This is a genomic window from Candidatus Zixiibacteriota bacterium (genome assembly GCA_035574315.1).
Lineage (GTDB): Bacteria > Desulfobacterota > Binatia > UBA9968 > UBA9968 > DATLYW01.
In genome coordinates, this window is sequence record DATLYW010000007.1 from 99,467 (window position 1) to 120,595 (window position 21,129).

At 63.8% G+C, this 21,129-nt stretch carries 18 protein-coding genes; 5 read left to right on the plus strand and 13 right to left on the minus strand.

Features of this window, described 5'->3' with window-relative positions:
* Positions 1 to 172: 172 nt before the first annotated feature.
* Complete coding sequence (locus VNN77_01320) at positions 173 to 1,033, minus strand: alpha/beta hydrolase (GenBank protein ID HXG50031.1); 861 nt, start codon at positions 1,031 to 1,033, stop codon at positions 173 to 175.
* Positions 1,034 to 1,459: 426 nt separating this feature from the next.
* On the opposite strand from VNN77_01320, the gene VNN77_01325 reads away from it, so the two are divergent.
* Positions 1,460 to 2,599, plus strand: coding sequence for an extracellular solute-binding protein (locus VNN77_01325; protein HXG50032.1), 1,140 nt, complete (start codon positions 1,460 to 1,462; stop codon positions 2,597 to 2,599).
* Between the two features lie 78 nt (positions 2,600 to 2,677).
* Positions 2,678 to 4,426, plus strand: coding sequence for an iron ABC transporter permease (locus tag VNN77_01330; GenBank protein HXG50033.1), 1,749 nt, complete (start codon positions 2,678 to 2,680; stop codon positions 4,424 to 4,426).
* 12 nt (positions 4,427 to 4,438) lie between these two features.
* Here the strand turns inward: VNN77_01330 and VNN77_01335 are convergent, their stop codons facing one another.
* The 10 genes from VNN77_01335 to VNN77_01380 are packed head-to-tail and all read right to left on the minus strand — an operon-like array spanning position 4,439 to position 16,655.
* A complete protein-coding gene (locus VNN77_01335; protein HXG50034.1) occupies positions 4,439 to 5,800 on the minus strand; it encodes an MmgE/PrpD family protein in 1,362 nt (453 codons plus the stop codon).
* Positions 5,801 to 5,813: 13 nt separating this feature from the next.
* Positions 5,814 to 6,812 (minus strand): electron transfer flavoprotein subunit alpha/FixB family protein, encoded by a 999-nt coding sequence (locus VNN77_01340; GenBank protein ID HXG50035.1) that lies wholly within the window; start codon positions 6,810 to 6,812, stop codon positions 5,814 to 5,816.
* 1 nt (position 6,813) lies between these two features.
* A complete protein-coding gene (locus tag VNN77_01345; GenBank protein ID HXG50036.1) occupies positions 6,814 to 7,584 on the minus strand; it encodes a hypothetical protein in 771 nt (256 codons plus the stop codon).
* Between the two features lie 10 nt (positions 7,585 to 7,594).
* The gene (locus VNN77_01350; GenBank protein ID HXG50037.1) at positions 7,595 to 9,049 is read right to left on the minus strand and encodes an FAD-dependent oxidoreductase; all 1,455 of its coding nucleotides are present in this window, start codon (positions 9,047 to 9,049) and stop codon (positions 7,595 to 7,597) included.
* 27 nt (positions 9,050 to 9,076) lie between these two features.
* Positions 9,077 to 10,093, minus strand: coding sequence for an extracellular solute-binding protein (locus tag VNN77_01355; GenBank protein HXG50038.1), 1,017 nt, complete (start codon positions 10,091 to 10,093; stop codon positions 9,077 to 9,079).
* A gap of 38 nt (positions 10,094 to 10,131) precedes the next feature.
* On the minus strand, positions 10,132 to 11,610 hold the full coding sequence (gene tcuA, locus VNN77_01360) for an FAD-dependent tricarballylate dehydrogenase TcuA (GenBank protein ID HXG50039.1): 1,479 nt from the start codon (positions 11,608 to 11,610) through the stop codon (positions 10,132 to 10,134).
* Between the two features lie 44 nt (positions 11,611 to 11,654).
* On the minus strand, positions 11,655 to 13,046 hold the full coding sequence (locus tag VNN77_01365; protein HXG50040.1) for an MmgE/PrpD family protein: 1,392 nt from the start codon (positions 13,044 to 13,046) through the stop codon (positions 11,655 to 11,657).
* Between the two features lie 24 nt (positions 13,047 to 13,070).
* Positions 13,071 to 14,420 (minus strand): MmgE/PrpD family protein, encoded by a 1,350-nt coding sequence (locus VNN77_01370; protein HXG50041.1) that lies wholly within the window; start codon positions 14,418 to 14,420, stop codon positions 13,071 to 13,073.
* A gap of 3 nt (positions 14,421 to 14,423) precedes the next feature.
* Positions 14,424 to 15,806: an MmgE/PrpD family protein gene (locus VNN77_01375; protein ID HXG50042.1), complete on the minus strand. Its 1,383-nt coding sequence runs from the start codon at positions 15,804 to 15,806 to the stop codon at positions 14,424 to 14,426.
* Positions 15,807 to 15,812: 6 nt separating this feature from the next.
* Positions 15,813 to 16,655 (minus strand): IclR family transcriptional regulator, encoded by an 843-nt coding sequence (locus VNN77_01380; protein ID HXG50043.1) that lies wholly within the window; start codon positions 16,653 to 16,655, stop codon positions 15,813 to 15,815.
* 161 nt (positions 16,656 to 16,816) lie between these two features.
* Between VNN77_01380 and VNN77_01385 the strand changes: the two genes are divergently transcribed.
* On the plus strand, positions 16,817 to 18,046 hold the full coding sequence (locus tag VNN77_01385) for an MFS transporter (GenBank protein ID HXG50044.1): 1,230 nt from the start codon (positions 16,817 to 16,819) through the stop codon (positions 18,044 to 18,046).
* Between the two features lie 18 nt (positions 18,047 to 18,064).
* Here VNN77_01385 and VNN77_01390 read toward each other — a convergent pair whose 3' ends face one another.
* The gene (locus tag VNN77_01390) at positions 18,065 to 18,871 is read right to left on the minus strand and encodes an amidohydrolase family protein (protein ID HXG50045.1); all 807 of its coding nucleotides are present in this window, start codon (positions 18,869 to 18,871) and stop codon (positions 18,065 to 18,067) included.
* A 22-nt stretch (positions 18,872 to 18,893) separates the two neighbouring features.
* Positions 18,894 to 19,451, minus strand: a complete 558-nt coding sequence (locus VNN77_01395; protein HXG50046.1) for a tetratricopeptide repeat protein — start codon at positions 19,449 to 19,451, stop codon at positions 18,894 to 18,896.
* A 308-nt stretch (positions 19,452 to 19,759) separates the two neighbouring features.
* Between VNN77_01395 and VNN77_01400 the strand changes: the two genes are divergently transcribed.
* Positions 19,760 to 20,218, plus strand: a complete 459-nt coding sequence (locus VNN77_01400) for a hypothetical protein (protein HXG50047.1) — start codon at positions 19,760 to 19,762, stop codon at positions 20,216 to 20,218.
* Positions 20,219 to 20,255: 37 nt separating this feature from the next.
* Positions 20,256 to 21,122, plus strand: coding sequence for a hypothetical protein (locus VNN77_01405; protein ID HXG50048.1), 867 nt, complete (start codon positions 20,256 to 20,258; stop codon positions 21,120 to 21,122).
* The last annotated feature ends 7 nt before the right edge of the window (positions 21,123 to 21,129 follow it).

A 21,129-nucleotide genomic window follows, 5' to 3' on the forward strand; every position in this document is an offset into this window, starting at 1 on the left:
AATGGATGCAACAGGTCCCTTGGCGGAAATGGCGGAAAAGCAATACGAACATTCCCTGCTCGCCGTGGTCGCGAGCGGTCCTCTCATCGCGAACTCCCTGAACTCCTTGAATGCGGCGTTTTCTCCTTTCCGCGCTCTCTCGAAGGACCCCTCAGCGCCGCCCGCTCGGCGGCTACGGTCGCCTTCCCGCTTGCATGCCACCCGCCCGCGCCATGAAATCGGCGAACAGCGCGGCGATCTCAGGATTTTTCTCGTCCCACTCCTCTCGCGGGCTGAGCGCCATGTCGTAGTGCTTCGGGAACAGCACATGGACCTCGGCCCGGGGCAGCAGACGCGCCAGGTTTTCGCCGGTCGCGCGCGAATGCGTGTTGTCGTTGCCGGGAATGATGCACGCCGGGGCGGCGATCGACCGCAGCTCCGCCTCGGTCGCGCCGATGACGGGCAGGTCGGCGCTCCGCACGAAGTACTCGCGCCAGTGCGACATCACGGCGACGAAGCGCGCCGGATCCATGGCCATGAGCCGATCGCGGTTTTCCGGCCGCGCGCGAATCCGCTCCTGCCAGTGCTCCATCTCGCACACCGCCGCCATTCCGCCCCGCCTCGCGGCCTCGATGTACTGGCCGTAGTACTCCTGCGCCAGCCGCTCGCAGGCGAAGCGCCCGCCGGTCACGCGCCAAAGAAGCAGGCCCCGGACGGCTTCGGGATGGCGCAGCGCGAAAAGAAGCGCCGTGCGGCAGCCCGAAGAGCTGCCGCCGACGAACGCTGGCAGCGCGCCCAGTTGCAGAAGCAGTCCGTGGAGGTCGTCGGCCCAGATCTCGTACTCCGAATCCTCGCCCGCGATCGACACGTCCGAGGCGCCGCAGTTCCGACGGTCGAAGACCGCGACGCGATGGCCGGCGGCGGCGACGAGCGTCGCCAGCGGCTCGACGGCGCCGAGGTCGCGCCGCCCTCCCGGCGAAAGCGCCACCCAGGGACCGCGGTCACCGAGGACCTTATAATGGATCGTCACGCCGCGCACGCTGGCAAAAGGCATGGTCTCCTCCCGAACGCAAACGGCAGATCTGAAAAGCCTCTCTACTACACAAGGTCCGGCGACACAAACCCGGATCCGTGCCGCAGGCAATTCAGGGCGGACCATCTCACTGGGAAAAGTGGCCCGGGCCCTGGAAAACAACACATTCCCGTTTCCTGTTTTCGGTGTCTGGTTTCTTTGAACGCTTGAACCGCCGCGAAGCGGAGCGGTCGGCCGGCCCCGGCCGTGCGCCACCATGCCGGCCCCGGAGTTGACCGATCGACCAGATGTGCTAAAGGGGGGCGTGGACTCCGGCCGGCACCCGGGGAGGATCGGCCGGGGTCCAGGGCGGGAAATTCAGGGCGGCGAGACGTGCTACGCCGCCGAAACGGCGCTCACCTGGCATCGACCCGAGATGGCCTAATTCGACGAGAAGGAGGAATCCCCATGTCGAGGTTACAGGTCAAGATCGTGATCGCTCTGCTCGCCGCCTTCGCTCTGAGCCTGGGCACGGCAGCCCGCGCGGCGGCGCAGGCCGTCCAGCTGCCCACCGGATGGAAAACCCCGAGCGAGCTTTACGCGATGCTCGCGAAGCTCCCCCGCGACCGGCTGGACCAGGTGCTCTACGAGGGGGCCAAGAAAGAAGGCGTCGTGGTTTACGCTTCGCCGGCCGAGGAGAACCAGGTCGGCAAGCTGCTGGAAGGCTTCATGGCCAGGTACCCCGGGATCAAGGGTCAGAGCCTCGGTGGCCAGCAGGAGGACATCAGCAACCGCATTCTCGCCGAGGCTCGCGCCGGGCGCAGCAGCTTCGATCTGATCAGCGTCGGCACGTTTCTCGGCCAGTATCGGGAAGCCAGGGCTCTGGCGGAGCTTCACGATCTCGTCGGCAACGACCGCTACCCGCCCCAGTTCCGCGGCAAGGACTTCTACTCGTGGAACCTGCTGAGCATGGTGATCGCCTACAACACCAATCTGGTGAAGCCGGCCGAAGCTCCCAAAGGCTACATGGAAATCCTGGACCCCAAGTGGAGGGGCAAGGTCGCGGTCGACAATTCCCCGGATACCTGGATGTTCGGCATGCTCCACAAGTGGGGCTTCGACAAGACCTACGACTATCAGAAGCGGCTCATCCAGGAGCAAAAGGCGCTCATCCGCAAGGGCCACACCAATCAGACGAATCTGCTCGTGGCCGGTGCCTTTCCGCTGGCGATCGAGCTGTACTCGTACAAGATCGCCGACATGAAGCACAAGGGCGCGCCCGTCGACATGATCCTCCCCAGGGAGTTCGTCGCCGCGGAAGCGACGGGGGTCGGCGTCAGCAGCCGGGCCGCACACCCCTACGCGGCGCTGCTCCTCGCGCGGTTTCATGTCGATCCCGAGGGCGGGCAAAAGATCCTCGCGCAGTTCGGCCGGGTCATGGCCCACCCGGACACCAGGCTCAAGTACGAGGAGCTCCAGCAGGTCACGGCGAAGGACACCCTGGATCGGATGTCGCTCCTGACCGCAGAGGAGCTGGTGAAGTACGCCAAGCCGTACGCGAAGATCATCAAGGAAATCTACAACCCCGCGTTTCGCGGCGGCAAGTAGGCGCGCCGCGAGCCGAACGCGCTCCGGCTTTCACGGACCGCGGGGCCGGGCCGGCTCCGCAGCGAAAGAGCCGTTCTCATGAGCACTCGTGCCGCTCCCTTCCCGGCGAGGCGCCTGCTCCGTTTGCGCTTCTCTCCGCCCCAGTGGCTCACCGGCCAGACTATCGGCGTCGGCGCGCTGACCGCGCTCCTCATCTGGCTGATCATGGTCCCCCTGGCGGTCGTGATCTGGGGCGCGTTTCGCGACGGGCAGCCCGGCCAGGCCGGCGAATATACTCTGATGAAGTTTGTCGAGGCCTACCGGGACACCCTGCTGCAGACCGTCGGCAACACTCTGGTCTTCGCGCTCGGCGCCGCCCTCCTCTGCCTGGCGATCGGCGCCTATCTCGCCTGGATCACCGAGCGCACCGACGCGCCGCTGCGGCCGCTGATCTACGCGATGGCGCTTTTTCCCCTGATCGCCCCCGGAGTGCTGATGGCGAGCGCCTGGGTCCTCGTCCTCCACCCGAAGATCGGGGTCGTCAACGTCGCCGCGCGGAACCTCCTGGGCATCGAGGGAACTCTGTTCAACGGCTACAGCATGGCGGGGATGATCTGGGCTCAGGCGATGGACCAGATCTCCCTGCCGTTCCTGCTCATGGCGGCGGCGTTCCGCTCGATGGACCCGTCGCTGGAGGAAGCCTCGGCCGTGGCCGGGGCGCGCTTCTCGACCACGCTGCGCCGGGTGACCCTGCCGCTCCTGCTGCCGAGCGTGCTCGCGGTTTTCCTCCTCGTCTTCGTGCGCGCCATCGAGAGCTTCGACGTGCCCGCGGTGCTCGGCGTGCCGGCGGGGGTGCCGGTGTTCGCGACCCAGGTGTTCCTTGCGGTCTGGGACGTGCCGCAGGACTACAACGTCGCGTCCGCGTTCGGCGTCGGCTACCTGGCGGTGAGCCTTTTTCTCCTCTACCTGTACCACCGCGCCACCCGCATGTCGGAACGCTTCGTGACGGTCACGGGAAAGGCCTTCCGGCCGCGCCGCATCCAGCTCGGGCCCTGGCGCTGGCCGCTGAGCCTTTCGAGCCTGCTGCTGCTCGGAGCCAGCGTCGGTCTGCCGGTCTTCGTTTTCACCTGGACCTCCTTCGTCCAGTTCTACCAGGTCCCGTCGCTGACCCAGCTCCGGCACTTCAGCCTGGAGAACTACCGGGCGATCCTGGAGCTGCCCAACACCGCGCAAAGCATCTACAACACGCTGCTGGTCGGTGGCGTTTCGTCGCTCATCATCGTGCTGCTCGCCGCCACGATCTCCTGGGTCGTAATCCGCAGCCGGGTGCCGGGAAGAAAGTTCCTCGATTTCCTCTCCTTCTCCCCGATCGCGATCCCCGGCACCGTCATGGGCCTCGCCCTTTTGTGGCTCTACCTCGTGGTGCCGATTCCGATCTATGCGACGATCTGGATTCTGATCGTCGCCTTCGTCGGCAAGTACATCACGGTGGCGGTCCGCTCGACCCACGCCTCGCTGCAGCAGATCAGCCCGGAGCTCGAGGAGGTCTCCACGGTGAGCGGCGCTTCCTGGGGCCGCACGTTCCGCTCGGTGGTGCTGCCGTTGATGGCCCCGGGCCTGTCGGTCGCTTTCGTCTACACGCTGTCGCTTACCTTCAAGGTCCTCTCGATGCCGATCTTGCTCGGCAGCGTCGAGACCAAGATGATGGCGGTGACGATCTACAATCTCTACGAGGACGGGCAGTACCCGATGCTGTCCGCGATGGGAGTGATCCTGCTCCTGCTCGTCCTCACGCTCTCGCTCATCGGCACCTGGATCGGCCGGCGCTTCGGCGTGAAACAGGACTAGCCACCGGGCGCTTCAGCGTACGAGCAACGGCAGCAGGTCGGAGGCGCGCTCCAGGGTTTCCAGCCTGTCCACGGTTTCGACGATCGCGTCAACCTTCGTACCTGGAAGGACGGCCCCGGCGAGCCGGCGGAATTTCTTCCGCAGCTCCTCCCGGCTCATGGGATTGAACGGGCTTCCCGGTGGATACTGCTGAAAGGCTTTAAGCGTCTTTCCTCCGGCAAGCTTCACTTCCATCGTGGTGTTGTAGTTCTGCTCCCCGCTGGCGTTCGGGTCGGCGTAGCTCTTCACCTTCGCGGCCATCGCCAGGATCGCCGGATCGCGCCAGAGCTTCGGGTCCATGTAAAGGCTCAGGTCGTTGTCGCGTTTGAGCACGCGAAGCGCGAGCGAAAACGGCAGGCTGAACTGCGCGCCCGCGACGTCGGTGGGCTCGTAGATCGCCCCACCGTGCGCCAGCGAGGTCTCCGACATACCGACCCGGATTTCTTCAACCTGCTCCGGCTGGACGTCGTGCTCTTCGACGAGCTTCGCCAGCGTATCGATCGGCCCCTGGACCGTCGCGACGCTCGGGTAAACCTTGAACCAGATCCTCATGATCTTGAAATCGACGCCCAAGTCGCGGGTGATCGTGTCGAGTTCGTACTCGTCGGCGAAGACCCTGCAGAAGCCGCGCTTGCCTTCGATGATGGTCGGCGGACCGGTCAGCCCCAGGCGCGCGAGGAGAGCCGCTTGAAGCCCCCCGCGCGCGGCGATTCCCGCGTGCACGCGCTTCACCTCGCCCCCGGTCTGGTCGTATTCCATGGTGCCCGAAGCATGGCTTCCAGCGATGCCGAAGGCATGAAGGGTCTGCTCCTCGCTCAACCGTAGCAGCCGCGCCGCCGCGGTCATCGCGCCGAACGGCCCCCCGATGCCGTGACTGTGAAACCCCCGCCTGCCGGCCGAAGGCCGAACGGCCGAAAGCAGCCGGTACATAACATCGCACCCGACCACGACGGCCGCGAGCAGGTCGCGCCCCGCAACTGGCTCGCGCTCGCTCAGCGCCAGCGCGACCGGGACGGTCGCGGCGCTCAGATGTCCGCCTGCCGCAAAGCCGAGGTCGTCGAGCTCGCAGCCCTGTCCGAAGGTCGCGTTGACGAAGGCTGCGTCCAGCGCCGGCACCCGGTTGCCGTAGTGGATGATCGTGCTTTCCGGCCGGCCACCGATTTCCAGCACGTAGCGGTACACGATCTTGTTCCAATCCAGCGTCGAGCCGATCAACTCTACCCCGAGCTGGTCCAGGATGCAGTCCTTGGCCTTCGCGATCGCCTCGCCGGGGATCTGCTCGTAGCGCACCTTTGCGACGTGAGTAGCAAGCCTCTTCGTGATCCCGTCTTCCATTGCATTACTTTCCCTAGCCTGCGCTCGGCGACGCATTCGCCGCCGAGCGAGCCTTCTTGAGCAGCGCGGGCAGCAACTCGAACACGTCGGCGACGACGCCGCAATGCGCCACCCTGAAAATAGGCGCCTCCGGATCGTCGTTGATCGCTATAATCAGCTTGGAGCGGTTCATCCCGGCGACGTGCTGCGCCGCACCGGAGATGCCGAACGCGAGATAGACCTTGGGCTGAACCGTCGCACCCGAGAGGCCCACTTGATGCTCCCGGCCGAGCCAGCCCGAGTCGACCACCGGCCGCGAGGCGGCAAGCGCTCCCCCCAGAGCGCGAGCGAGCTCGCGAAACCAATGGAGGTTCTCCGGCCCTCGAATCCCTCTCCCCACGGCCACGATCACGTCCGCGCGTTCGATCTCTCCTGGGCTAGTCGACCGGCTCGACTTCACTACCCGCACTCCGCCTTTCGCCTCGAAGACTGCCGGCAACCGCTCGACCGACGCTTGTGCCCCCTCCGGAAAAAGGCGGGGAAGCCGCGCCTCCCCGGACACCGTCGCCACCACCGGCACCCCCTCCAACGCTTCCACCGTCGCGATATACCGCCCGCCCAGAATCGGCCGACAAAACACAAGGCCCCCCTCTGCCACTTCCACCGAGCGGCAGTTGCTCACCACCGGCGCGCCGAGCTGAACCGACAACCCGGCTGCGATCTCGAGCCCGACGTGTACATGCGGCAGGAGGACCAACCGCGGCCCGACGTCTCGAACGGCACAAGCGATGGCAGCAACGTGCAGGGCGGGGTTATAACCCTCCAGGCGAGCATCTTCCAGGACAAAGACACGGTCGACGCCGGAGCAAGCCAGGCGTGCCGCGTTGCCCGCGACGTCGAATCCTGCGAGTAGTACGCCCGTTGTCCAGCCTTTCGCGCCCGCGATCTTCGCTGCACACGCGACGAGATCGAGGTCGACCCGATCCGAATCGCCGCCGTTCGGCTCTACCACCACAAGGATCTCGCACTTCATATCAAAGCGCCTGCCGGACCCTCGTTATGAGCACCGAGGCGACTTCTTCAGGCGTCCCGGCTATCCACTCGATAGTACCGCCGGCTTTGGCCCGTTCCAACCCGAGAAACTTGAGCCTTCGCTCCCGGCGCAGCTCGTTTTCCGACAACCCCAGATCTCCCGCCGACCAAAAGGGAATCGGTCGCCGACGGGCTTGAATCAGTTTAGCTGCCGGCGGATAGCTCGGCGGCTCGCTTCCGGATTGCACCGAAAGCAGCGCCGGCGTGTCGATCTCCAGCGTCTGACGACGACCACCGCCGATCTCCCGATCGACCCTCAGTGTCCCGGGACGTGCGAGATCAATTCCGACCACACCGTAAGCACAGGCGATTCCAAGCCTTGCGGCAACGAGCAGTCCGACTTGCGACGACATACCGTCCAGCGACTCGACACCTGTGAGGATCACGTCATAGGCGAGCTTGCCGACGGCGCGCGCCAGCTTCAACGCCGTAACATTGGCGTCGAATTCGTCGCCATCAACCCTGATCGCGGCGTCCGCTCCTTTCCCCAAACACCGAAACAAGACATCTTGACTTCGGACCGAGCCCACTGTCAAAACCGTCACGGTTCCGCCAGCTTCTTTTTTCAGCGACAGGGCGCGTTCCAGAGCATGCTCGTCGGATTCGTTCATCGAAAAACTTTTGCTGTGGAGCCGAACGTTGAACCCGCCGTCCGCTATCTGCGGGTCTTCAGGTTGGGCCGCCACCGCTTTGACGCAGACGAGGATATTCATCCGCCCGTGCTCAACTGTTCTCGTCAGGAGCTTCGGCGGCGGCGTTTTTACCCGCGATGCGCCCGAACGCCAACGCCTCGCTGACGTTGCCGCCGCCCGGGTAGTTGCGATACCAGAGCGAGCCCAGCTCCCCAGCGCTGTAGAGACGTTTTATCGGTCGACCGTTGAAATCGAGAACCTGCGCCTTTGCATTCCGTTTCGGACCACCCTGGGTATTGTAAAGGCAGGGCCAGATCGGAATCGCATAAAATGGCGGCATCGCGATCGGGGCGAGGGTGTGCGGCGAACGGCCAAACTCGGGATCGTACCCGCTCACCGTCAGCAAATTATACTGCGCGATCGTCGCTTGCAGTTGATCCGGCCGAAGCTGGATCAAAGGCGCCAAGTCCGCGATAGTCTGCGCGGCCTTGATCCAGCCTTTACGGATTTCAGCGCTGTTGTCCGCGCTCCATTGGTAGATGTCGCTGATTCGACCGCGATCGGTTCGAGCCACCGCTCCCCGGGTTCGGGTATCTTCGTCAAAGATGACATATGCAGGAACACGAGTTCGCCGGAGAGTTTTCATGTCGATGTAGGACGACGGCGCCCACATCGCGTGGACATCGATTCCCGTTTCATCCATGAAGCGTTTACCCGACTGATCCACGTACACGAACCCGGGATACGGCATGAAATGCCTGATCGCGCACGGGAACTCGGGGAATTTGTACCCCCACGTAGCGGCTACCGCGCTCATGTGCCACAGGTCGGCACCGATTTCCGCCGCCATCCGGATTCCGTCGCCGGTGTTGCCGGGGTTGCACAGTCCGAAATAGCTTTGCCCCAAATAGTTCATGTGCATCGGCACGTTGTACTCGAAGCCTCCACATGTAAGGACGATTCCTCGGCGTGCTCGGATCTTGATTTCCGCGTCTCCCTTCAGAGCGATCAGCCCGGTAACACCATGGCTCTTGTCATAGATCAGCTGTTTTCCCGAGCACGAATACAAGACCGGTATCTTTCGCCCGTCGACGTTCCGCTGGAGAACGCCCCATAGGTCGATCCCGGCCGCTTCTCCCGCCCCTTTAACACGCACTCTCGGGCCGATGCCTTCCGCGCCGCGAATCGTCGGAAAAGCTGCTCCCGGCAAGCCGATCGGGAATCCTTTGGTTCCGGAGGGCGGTCCGGGAACGATTTCCCCTCCCAGTTTTGCCACCCATTCCTTATTTCGGTCGCTCTCCTGTACGAACGTCTCCACGACCGACCGCTCCGTGGTTCCCTCGCAGACCGCCTCGATGAAATCGATCGCCTTCGCCAGGTCCGTGTAGGTTCGAATACTCCCGCCGGAATACCTGGTGTTTCCGCCGCCTTCGTTATTTTTTTCGACCAGCAGCACCCGTGCACCCGCCTCAGTGGCGGCAAGAGCTGCGGCCCCGCCCGCCCCGCCGTAGCCGACGATCAGCACATCTGTTTCATAATCCCACATTTTGGTCTGACCCCAGCGCAATTCCCGCTACTTCAATCCGAAAATTTCCCTGAATTCCTTGTCGTACCGCGCATAATCTTTCGCGAGATTGATGTCGCTCACGTAGAGCTTCACGCCCTTCCTTTGCAATTCGTCCGGCTCGATACCCTTCCGCGCCGAGCTCCTGCCGAAAGAGCGAAGTATCTTTTGACCTTCCTCGGAAAGGCAGAAGTCGATGAACAGTCTTCCCACATTGGGATGGGGAGCGTACCGTCCGAGCGCGATCGGGGTGATCCGGCTTATGACCGGGCTCGCCGGGATCGATTCGACCGGTGCTCCCCGTTTTTTCGCGGCCTGCACGAGATGATGGTAGTTGTTCACCGCAAGTGGCGCCTCGCCGGAAGCCAGCACCTGCGTGATGAGCGTGCGCCCGGGCCGGAAGCTCAGGTCTTGCTTCGCCAGGCCCCGCATCAGGCGCAACCCCTTCTCGCGCCCCAGGATCTGAAGCATGCTCGCGTACCACTCGGTTTCCCGATTATCCATCAGCATCTTCCCCTTCCATTTTGGATCGAGCAGGTCGTCGTAACTCTTGGGAAGATCGGCCGGCTTCACGAGAGTCGTGTTATAGGCGATGACGCTGGCGTTGTGATAAGCGCTGGTCCAGAAATCGTCCTTGTCCTTGAAATCTTCCAGAAAAGCCTTGCGTTCCGGAGAATCGTATCTCTGGAACAAACCCTCCTTGAAAATTTCATAGAACTGGAAGCTGGTCGCCGATATCACGTCGAACAGGTGCACCCCGGCGCGATGTTCCTGGAGCACCTTGATGACCACCTGCGTGCTGCCCAACCGAAAGAGCTTGGGCTGGACGAAGGGGTGCTTCTTCTGGAACGCATGCACCAAAGCCGTACCGTCCCGGATGTCGGCCGTGCTGTAGTACACGAGGCTCCGCTCTTCCTTGGCCTTCGCGACGATTGCGTCCCGGTCTTGTGCGAACGCGGCGACCGTTCCGCCCGCCACGAGCCCCATGGTAAAAAGTGAAACGACGATTTGCTGTAAACGAATCATGAATTGTCTCTCCCTGTGATCCTGTCGATGCTTCAGAATCACGCCCGCCTGGACTTAGCGGCTCGAGCGGCGTGCGTCCCCGCCAGCTTGCCGAAGACGGCTCCCTTCATAAGCCCGGAACCGCCGGGATAGTTGTGATAAAAAGAACCACCCGTGATTTCGCCGGCCGCGAACAATCCGTCGATCGTGCGGCCGGTGCTGTCCACGACTTCGGCCTTTTCCGTGATCCCGATCCCGCCGAACGTGAACGTAATCCCGCACGTGACGGGAAAGGCGTAATACGGCGGCGTGTCCAACCGTTGCGCCCAATTGGACTTCACCGGCCGAACCCCGCGGGTGCACTTCCCGTCGAGTTTCGAAGGATCGAAAGGAACGTCCGTGACCGCATCGTTGAATTGCTTTACCGTCCTAACGAGGTTGTCCGTGTCCAGCCCCGGCAGTTTTCTCCCCAGAGCCTCGATCGTGTCGGCGGATACGTACGAGCCACGGTTATACTCGGAGCGCAACAACGGCCGGGTCTTGCAGTCGAAGATCTGGTAGGCGGTCCGCCAGGGAAGGCGAAGAACCTCGCGGCCGCATTTGGCGTAGGTGTAGCTAAAGAAATCTTCGCCCTCGTCGACGAACCGGTTCCCGTTGATGTCGACCATGATGCCGTACGGGTAGGAGTAGCGGTGCTCATAGGCCGCTTCCACGTCCGGGGCTTCCGCGTCCACCAGGACGGCGTGACAGCCGCTCCAGTGACCGGTCGGATTGGCCCCGAGACCCAAGGCCAGGTTGAGGACCTCGCCGGAGTTGTAGCGCGATCCTCTGACCTTCACTAGGTCCCATCCGGCACCGAGGTACCGGGCGCGCATCTCCGGGTTGGCTTCGAACCCGCCCGCGGCGAGAACGACGGCGCCGGATCGGACCTCCCGGATGCCCTCCCCGTCCTGTAGTCGTACACCGCAAATCGCTCCCTTTTCATCGGTCGAAACGGCCGTGACTCGGGTCTCGTAAAGAATGTCGATCCCCATGCTCTCGGCCGTCGCGAACAGCACCTCCACGAGGCCGAGGCCGCCATCGTTGACCGAGATCACACGGCCGGAAGGAAACTTTATCTTCCCCTCCGTTTTGACCGCATGGGTGCTCGTCGAGAGGATCCACTTCACTTTCATTTCGGTGAGCCAGCGCACGGTGGGATAAGACTGCTCGACGAGAATGTTCGTGAGTTTCCTGTCCGCCGCGTATTCCGTCACCTGCATCACATCTTCGAAAAAATCGGCCGTGGTGTAGCTTCCGACGTCGAGCCGCGACGCCTCTTGATCCGACACTTGCGGGATCATCGGCCTGATATCGTCGATCCCGCTGTACGTGAAGCGGAAGCCCCCGCCCGAGAACCGCGTGTTGCCGCCGCGGCTGGATTTCGGACACTTGTCGATCAGCAGAACTCTCGCGCTCAATTGCCGGGCCGCGAGCGCTGCCGTCAACCCGGCGTTGCCCGCCCCGACGACGATCACGTCATAACCTGGGTCGGCCATCTACCGCCTCCTTTACCTCTTTTGAGTTCTACGAAAGCCGGTACTCATTGCCCAGGCGCGGCCAGCAGCGCCGACAAGCTTCGCAGGTCCCGGAGGTTTTCCAGGTCCTCGAGCGAGCGCAGGAGCTCCTGCGCTCGGGCCTCGGAGAGCACCATGGTCGAAAGGCTGAGAAACTTCTCGCGCAACTCCTCGCAGCCGAGGGGATTCTCCGGGCTTCCCTTCGGATGGAAAACTTTCGCCTGGTACTGCTGTCCGTCGGTCGTCTCGACGGTCACTTTCCCGAGCCGGGTCCGCGGATAGATTTCCTCGGCTTCGTCGTCGTGAACGACCGAGACTTTCTCGGCGGCCGCAACCACTTCGGGATCGCTGAAATCGCCTTTGAGCGCCTCGAAGTAGGCTCCGAAATCGTTCCTGCCCTTCACCAGCGTCAGCCCAAGACTGAAATGGCTGCTGAACTGCGCGCCGGTGATGTCCCTGGGACGCGGACCTACGGTCCCAACGTGGCTCAACGCCCGGTTTTCGACACCGACCGTGATGCCCTTGACCCGGCGATGGTCGACCGGATGGTCCCGCAGGATTTCCCTCAGCGCATCGATCTGCGGAATGATCGCGCCGCAGCAGGCGTAAGGCTTGATTCGCGTCTTGAGCATGAAATAGTCACCGCGCAGGTTTTCCGTCAGTTTGCCGGGCTCGGGGCTGCTCGAGAAGGCGTTCAGGATACCGTTTTTCCCTTCGAAGATCGTGGGCGGCGCGGTGAAATTTCGCTTCGCGAGCAGGGCCGCCCTGATGCCTGCCATACCGGCGATGCCCGCATGCAATCTCTTGATATCGCCGCCGGTCTGGTCGTACTCCGTCGTTCCGGACGCATGCGACCCGGCGATTCCGATTGCATGCGTTGCGGCATCCTCGCTCAAGCCCAAGAGCTTTACGGAGCTCGCCACGGCGCCGAACGGACCGTAGACGCTCGTCGAGTGAAATCCCCGAGCGGCAATACCCCTGACTGTGAGCGCAAAACCCACGCGAAGCACGATTTCCGCCCCCAAGGCGACAGCCGTCAGGAAATCGCGTCCGGTTGCGCCGGCCTGCTCACCGAGCGCCAGCGCCGCGGGAATCACCACGCACCCGACGTGGGCGCCGCAAGGGGTGCAGTAGTCGTCTAGCTCGAATCCGTGGCCGAACGTTCCGTTGACCAAGGCCGCGTATTCCAGTGAGGTGCGGTAGTCCGTTCCGATCACGGTCGAAGCGCCCGACGCCCCGATCTCCCGCGCATACTCGAGGACCTTCCGGTTCCAAGGCAACATCGAGCTGGCGAGCGCCACGCCCAGTTGGTCGAGGATCAGCTCTTTCGCCTTGCTAACGACGCCTTCCGGCAAGTCATCGTAGTCGATCCCGACGATAAACTCCGCTAATCGCCGCGCAACGCCGTTTTGTGCCACAATTCCTCCAGTCGGCATACGGTCTCAGCACAGCAGAAAATCGAACAGCTTTCCTATGTCCACGGCTCGCTCCAACCGCCACGCGAAATCCAAGAAGGCGTGGCACCGGTCGCGTGAAAGCAAGGGTTCGGCCAGCCGGACAAACTTCTCCTCCACCTCGTCGTCCGTCAGCGGGTTCTTCGGATGGCCTTTCGGAAATGACTGTTGAGCCACCTGCGTCCCTCGCGAACCTGTGACCGCAGTAATTCGGCAATTCCAAACTCCCGGGTACTGACGCGTAAACTCGGGATCCTCGCGGATCTCGATCCTGGACATCAACTCGATCACCTCAGGATCCAAAAACCGCTTGGACTCGAACGTCGCAAGCGTGATCTCACCGTCGAGAAGCGCAGCGGCAACGCAGAACGGCAGGCTGTGATCCGCTGTTTCCCGGGAGGTCGGCCGCCATTTTTCCGGATCCGTCGCACCCCTGCCGAGGAGCCGCTTGTACGATTCGACAACGATCGAGCGGATCTCCTTGACGTTGACTCTTTCCCTGAGCGCGAGGGCCGTCTGCACCGGAAGCTGTGCCGTGTAAAAAACCGGCCACCTCTTGAGGTACACGATACCCGCACGCAGCGGCCGGCGTCCGAGGCGGGAGAGGTCGAGAGGACCGGTAATCAGCTTTGTGACTCCGTTGTTGCCTTCGAAACAGTTCTCCGGCGCCGTCACCCCTTCTTTGGCGAGGAGGGCGGCAAAGACGCCGTTACGGCACGCGTTGGCGGACGCCAGCCCTTTCCACATCGAAAGGTCGCCGAGCCGGGTTTGCCCCAAAGCGCAGTTGGGGACGATCGCCAGGCTGAGCGCGTTTCGGCTCTGTTCTTCCGACAATCCGAGGATCTTGCCGGTTCCGAGCGCAGCGGCGGCGGCCGTGAACGTGACGTAGTCCCATCCGAGCTCACGCAGTCCCACCGCATCGGCGAGACCGCAGAGGACCTCGTACGCAACCACAACCCCAGTGATAAAAGACTCGCCGTCGGCGTGAACTGCATCGGCGGCGGCCAGGACCGCCCCCACCGTATCACTCGGATGCGGGCCGTCCTTGCCGAAGTAGTCGTCGTTGAAGTCCAGGCACCGGATCATTGCGGTATTCGCGAACGCGGCAAGCTCGGGAGACGTTTTGATGCGCGTCCCGATCACGCCCGACCGATGAAAGCCCTTCACCCGCGCCGCCAGCTGCTTCACGACTGCGACCGGAGTCGCGTTGAACGCGCCGAGTGCGCATCCCATCGCGTCGATCAAGCGCTGCTTGACCGCATGAAGAACTTCCGGCTCGATATCGCGAAAGCTCAGCGACTGAGTAAACGCTATCAACCGCTCTTCGATTTTGTCCATCCGTCACACACCGGGCGCTTCCCGAACCAGCAGAGAAGCGAGAGCTCCGACGTTTTTCGCGGCCTCGATCGTGTCGACGAACTCGACGATTTTCTCGAGCTTCTCCGAATCGACGGCGCCAGCACCCAGTTGCAAAAATTTCCTTCTGACTTCTTCGGTCGAGAACGGGTTCTCCAGCGTCCCCTTCGGCAGCACTATCGACGACTCGACGGTTCGTCCTCCCTTGAGCGAGATCCTCATGGTACAAGCAAATCTCCGTTTGCCGGTGGCGGTGGGATCGGCGACCAGCTCTATTTTTCTGCCGATCGCAAGGATGGCCTGATCATGCCACAGCCGGGGGTTGAGGTAGTGCTCCAGGTTGTTGTTGCCCTTCAATAGTCTCAGGGCGAGGGAAAAGCGCAGGCTGAACTGTGCTTGGATAACCTCGTTGGGCTCGTAAATGGATCCGCCGTGCAGGATCACTCCTTCGTTCAAATGGACACGGATGCATTCGACCTGTTCCGGCCGAATGGAGTGCTCCTCGATGAGCTTCGAGAGGGCCTCGATCGGCGAGTGCTGGCTGGCGTTGACGGGGAACCGCTTGATGGCGGCGTGCGTGACCGCGAACTCGTCGCCGAGGCGATCCGTGATCACTTCGGTCCGCTCCTGATCGCCGAAGACCTTGAGAATGCCTCGTTCGCCTTCGAATATCGACCTCGGGCCGGTCAATCCCATGCCGGCGAGCGCCGCAGAGCGCATGCCGCCGCAACAGGCCATGCCCGAATGCAAACGCTTGACTTCGCCTCCGGTCTGGTCGTACTCCATGGTTCCGCCGGCGTGGCTTCCTGCGATCGCGAGCGCGTGGCTCATTGAGCTCGCGTCAAGCCGCAGGATTTTTCCCGCGGTTGCGGCGGCGATGAAAACGCCCACGACTCCCTGCGAGTGATAGCCTCGGCGCATCATGCCCGGTAGCAGTCCCCGCCCCACGCGCCAACCGATTTCGTAGCCGCCTACGATTGCGGTGATGAAATCGCGCCCTGGAAACCCGGCGACTTCCGCCAAAGCCATCGCCACCGCAACGCTGGCGGCGCCAGGATGTCCCCCGCCTTGGTCGTAGTAGTCGTCGAGTTCGCATCCCTGCCCGAACGTTCCGTTGACGAGAGCGGCGTCGTCTGGGGGAACCCGGTCGCCGTGACCTATGATGGTGGCAGGGCCGCCCGGCTTGTACCGTCTCACGAACTCGTAAACGGGCCGGTTCCACGGAACCGTGGAGCCGAGCAACTGGCAACCGAGCTGATCGAGAACGTGTTCTTTTGCGCGCCTAACGACTTCCGACGGCAGCCGGCGGAAGTCCAGATCACAGACAAATTTGGCGAGCCGTTCGGCGACCGTTTGCACTTCCGCCACGGGGTCTCAACCTCTCGCCGCCCGGTGCGCTGGCTGCCGCCCAGCGCGGCCTCCCGTGTTGAGCGCGGTCCTGCCGGTCGGCGATGCCGCGAGGAGTCGTGAAATCTCGTCGGCCGCCCGGCGCACTGCCAGGACTAAGCGCTCGCGTCCCTTCGCGCGAAGCCGAAACGGCGTGAGCGTAATTGTCAACGTATAACGAACTCGTCCGTCGCTCTCAAAGATCGGCGCGCTGATCGCGCACAGGCCGTCCATGACGCGCTCGCCGCAGCTGAACGCGAAGCCCGCCCGCCTTACCTTCGCCAGCTCCACGAGGAGCTTTTTCGGATCGGTGATCGTTCGCGGCGTCAATGCCTCCAGCGGGCGCGACTTGAGATACGCTTGCAGCTCTTCTTCGGGCGCAAAGGCGAGCAACGCCTTTCCCGTGGCCCCGCAGTGAGCCGGAAACTGATCGCCTATGAGGATCGTGTCACGCAGAACTTCACGGCTTTCGACCTTTTCCACGCACACACGCTTGCCATCGCGCAGCTCGTGCAATCCGATATTTTCTCCGGTTTCGCTCATCAACCGCTCCATGATCGGCAGGGCAATCTTTCGAATGTCGAGACCATCCCGCACCAAGGAGGCGAGATACATGACACCAAAACCCAGCCGGTAGAGCTGGGTCCTCTCGTCCTGCTCGATCAGGCGGCGCGATATCATGACCTTCAGCAGCCTGCGGGTCGTGCTCGGCGGAAAGCCGAATCGCCGGCTGATCTGCATCAGGGATTGCTCCCGTGTTGCAGCATCGAACGAAAAGAGCAGATCCAGCGCTTTTTCGAGCGTCCGCGCGCCCGTGCTCAGTCTTTCCATATTATGGAAATATATTTCACGAAATACGGTGAGTTTTTATTCGTCCCGCCCGTCAATGTCAAGATGCCTGTTTTGGGACCGGAGCTCCCCTCTCTTTCCGGGCGGTGCCCGTTGTGAAATGGGCGCGCGGCTGGTAGTAAGAGCTGTCCTCGATTCTTGCGATGCCTCCTCGATTCCGACTCAGCCCTACGGCGCGAGGACTGACCACCCTTTACGCCAGCACGCTGCTCGCCGGCATGTGGTCCATGATCGTGCCGGCGGTGCCGGTCATTGCCGCCTCGTTCGGCATCAGCCCGGGCACGGCGGCGCAGGTCATCACCGCGCTCGCGCTCGGTCGCTTCGTCGGCATGCCGCTGAGCGGAGCCGTGCTCGACCGCCTCGGCACCCGCGCGGCGCTCTTCTGCGGTCCCGCGATCGCCTGCGGCGCCGCGCTGCTGGGGGCGCTCACGCCGGCGTTCTTCTCGATCCTCGTCCTGCTGTTCCTCGTCGGCATCGGCGAGAGCATCTGGGTGATTGCGCGCGAGGTCGCGGGGATCGACCTCGCGCGCCTGGAGCAGCGCGGCCGCGTCCTCAGCGGCTTTCACGGCGTCAACAACCTCGGCCTCGCGCTCGGCCCCCTGTTCGGCGGCATGCTCGCCGGGGCCTTCGGCTTCCGCGCGGTCTTTTTCGGCTACGCGGCGTGCGCCGGGTGCGCGATCCTGCTGGGCTCGGCGGTCGCCACCGCGCACCATCCTCCGGTCGCACGGCCCTCTGCGCCGTTCGACTGGCGCCCGGCCGCTCTGGTCCGGCGGCTGCGCGGCCTGAAGGATCTGTTCCGCGAGATCGACCCGGACCTGCGCGCAACCTACGCCGTGCTGGTCTTCGCGACCTTCACGAGCTTCATCCACCGCGTCACCACGCAGAGCATGCTGCCCCTGCTCGCCACGGCGCGGCTCGGCCTTTCTCCCGCGGAGGTGGGCATGCTGTTCACGATCTCGGGCTTTTCCGTCTTCGCCATGATCCTGCCCGCGGGCTTCGTGATCGACAAGGTCGGGAGGAAGTGGGCCACGGTTCCGAGCACCGGCATCCCCGCGCTCGCCTTTCTGCTCATCCCCTTCGCCGGGAGCTTCTTCCAGCTCGCGGTCCTGATCTCGTTTCTCGGCATCGCCAACGGCCTGTCCCTGGGCTCTCTGGCGACCTCGACCTACGACATCGTCCCTGCAAGCGCGCGCGGCCGGCTCCAGGCCGCGCGGCGCACGATCGCCGAGATCGGCGGCGTGGGCGCGCCGCTCCTCGGCGGCCTGCTCGCCGACCGCTTCGATCCCGGCGTTCCGTTTCTGGCTTACGCGCCGCTGCTCGTTGTGTCGGCGGCGGCGCTGGCGATGGTCGCGCGCGAGACGTTGAGGCGCTGAGGTGCGCGCCGCGGCTCGCTAGGCGAGCCTGAGAAGACGCTTGACGTTGCCGGCCATGATCAGCCGGAGGTCCTCGATCTTGAGCTTGAGGTGTCTCTGGGCGTGTTTGACGATCTTCTCGATCTCCCACTCCATCGGGTTGAACGGATGATCCGAGCCGTAGAGCACGCGCTCGGGCCCGGCCCACGAGATCGACTCGCAGAAGAAGGGCAACCACCCCACCCCAGAGCTGTCCATGTGGACGTTGTCGCATCTCCTGGCGATCTCGACCACCTCCCGCACCCCTTCGACCAGCCCCGAGTGCCCCATGATGATCGGGAGCCCGGGAAAATCCCGCGCCACCTCGCCGATCCGGCGCGGGCTCGCATTTTCCCCGAGCCCGCAGTGGAAAAGAACCACGAGCCCGTGGTGCTGCGCGGCTTCCATGAGCGGATAGACGTTTTCCTTGTCGTTCGCCGGACAGTTCTCGATCAACGGATGGATCTTGATCCCCTTGAGGCCGAGCCGAACGCCCTCTTCGAGCACCTCGAGCGTGGCCTTCGGGCCGTTCGCCGGGTTGAGGCGCATGAAGCCGTGGATGCGCCCCGCGTGCCGGCTCATCGCCTCGGCGATGTACCGGTTGGTCTCGCGGTAATCCGACGGCTCGCCCACGCCGATGGCGAAGGTCACGACCCCGTCGACGCCCGCACTGTCCATCGACGCCAGCATGTCCTCCGCCATGAACTTCATGATCGGCGGAATCTGGTGGATCGCGAGCTTTTTTCTCGCTCCCATGTGCGAGTGGGCGTCGATCACCTCGATCGGTTCTCCCTCGACGCGAATCATGCCTGCCTCCCTCGGGCGTCGCCTACGCCTCGATTCCCAGCTCCTTCAGCAGCTGCAGCCCCGCCTGCGCGGGCCCGTACTGCGGGTCGATCTCCAGGGCCTTCTTGAACTCCTCGCGCGCTTTCTCGTAGAGCCGCTTCTTCAGATATACGCGGCCGAGGTTGAAGTGCGGGTACTGGTAGCAGCAATAGCGGCGGGCGGTTTTGGCCTTCTCGAGGTAGGCGAGCGCCTCGTCTTCCCGCCCCAGCTCGATCAGATAGACGCCGATGTCGTTGTAGGGGTTGCCGAATTCGGGATCGAGACGAATCGCCTTTTGCGCCTCCTCGATCGCCCGATGGTACTGCCCCATCTGGCCGAGCGTCCAGCCCTTGAACGTGTACGCCTCGGCCGTGGGCCGGATCGCCAGCGAGTCGTCGTACAGCGCGAGCGCCTGCTCGTGAGCGCCGAGAAGCGAAAGCAGGTAGCCGGCGTTGTACAGCTCTTCGGCCGCATCCGGCTTTTGCCCGCTCGAGCCGAGCGCCGCGCCGCCCAGGAAGAGCATGAGGAGGGGGGTAAGCGGCAGGAAAGCGGTCTTTCTCATGAGCTCGCTTCCGCGTCGCGTAACCTATCGCCGGCGGCGGCCCGATGCAAGCCGCCTTACGCGAGCCGGATCACGAGAACCGCCACCGCCGCCATGCAGGCCGGCTGAATGAAAAAAAGAGAAACCTCAGGGTGGCGGCGACGTTGACGGATTCGAGAGCGATATGAACCACCCTCTGGCACATCCGCGCTCCCGGCGGCGAAATCGCCGGCCGATCGTGCCGCCCGGCCGCTTCGATGCGGTTGCAATGTCCTGCCGAATGCTCCACAGAATAGGGGACCGGATACCCCGAAGAAAGGAAGCAGCCAATGGCAGTGGAAATTTCCCGATCCGCCCGCAGCCGGTTGCGCCGGCTCCGGATGCTCGAAAAAAAATACCTCGGCCTCAGGGCAAAAGCCGCCGGACTGCGACGCCGGGAATTCGCCGTATGGCGTGCCCTCGATCGGCTGCTGCAGGACAGGCCCGGCCACTGGATCACCCTGGAGCGCAGGCCGGGGCGAAAGGACAGGACCATTTCCCACCGGCTGCCGCGCGGATCGCGTTCTCTGCTCGCGCTCGCGCGCTCCCGGGGTTCTTCGGGGCTCTTTTGCGGCTGCCGCGTGATCGTGGTCAAGCCGCAGCCGAACGGCGACCTCGACGTCTGCGTCCTGATCGGTTGCTCCGACGATCCCAAGACCAGCGGCTTTCGCTGCGAGTACTGGTGCGCCACTTTCGAAGCCGAGCCCGTGGTGGCGATCGCGAGAAGCCGCCGGCGGCGCGCGCGCTGAGGCGCGGCTCCGCGGAGCCCCGCCTCGCCGGGCCGTGATGATCTACCTGCTCCTTGCGATTTTCGGCTCGGGCGTGATCCCCGTGGTCTTCCGCGCCTTCGGCGCGTGGCGCGTCAATCTCTTCTGGGCGATTCCGGCGAACTACCTCACCTGTGTTTTCATCGGCAATCTCTGGGCGGGAGACTCGCTTTCGCTTTCATCGCTCGTGACCCAGGCGTGGATCGGCTTGGCCGCGATTCAGGGCCTGCTGCTCGCCGTCAACTTCTACCTGCTCGCCTATACCGCCCAGCGCGCGGGCGCCGCGATCGCGTCGCTCGCAAGCCGCCTCTCGGTGGCGGTCCCCTCGCTCCTCGCGTTCGTGCTCTACGGCGATCGGCTGACGCCCGGCAAGGCCGCGGGCCTGGGCGCGGCGCTGCTCGCCCTCTACCTCTGCACCGCGCCCGAGAAAAGCGAGAAGGGATCGGCGGCAGCTCTCTTCGGGCTCCTGCCTTTTCTCGTCTTTCTCACCTTCGGCTGCTACTTCTCGATCCTCAAGCACCTCCAGGTCCATTATCTCCGCCCGCCCGCCTACCACGCTTACGTCATGTCGGGGTTCGTCGCCGCCTTCGCCGCGAGCGTCGCGATCGGCTCGTTTCGCGGCCTGCTCTCGGCCGCGGACTTCCGTCTCCGCCATGCGGCGGCCGGGATCTCCCTCGGCGCGATCAACTATCTCGCCGTGTACGCGCTCTTGCGCGTGCTCGCCCTGGAAGGATGGGAAAGCTCCCAGATCTTTCCGATCTACAGCGTCGGGGTGGTCGCGGTGAGCGCGGCGCTCGCCGCGGCGATTTTTCGCGAGCGTCTCTCGCGCCGCAAATCGGCCGGCCTGGCCGCCGGCCTGGTGGCCGTGGCTCTGCTCAACCGGTAGGCCCGCT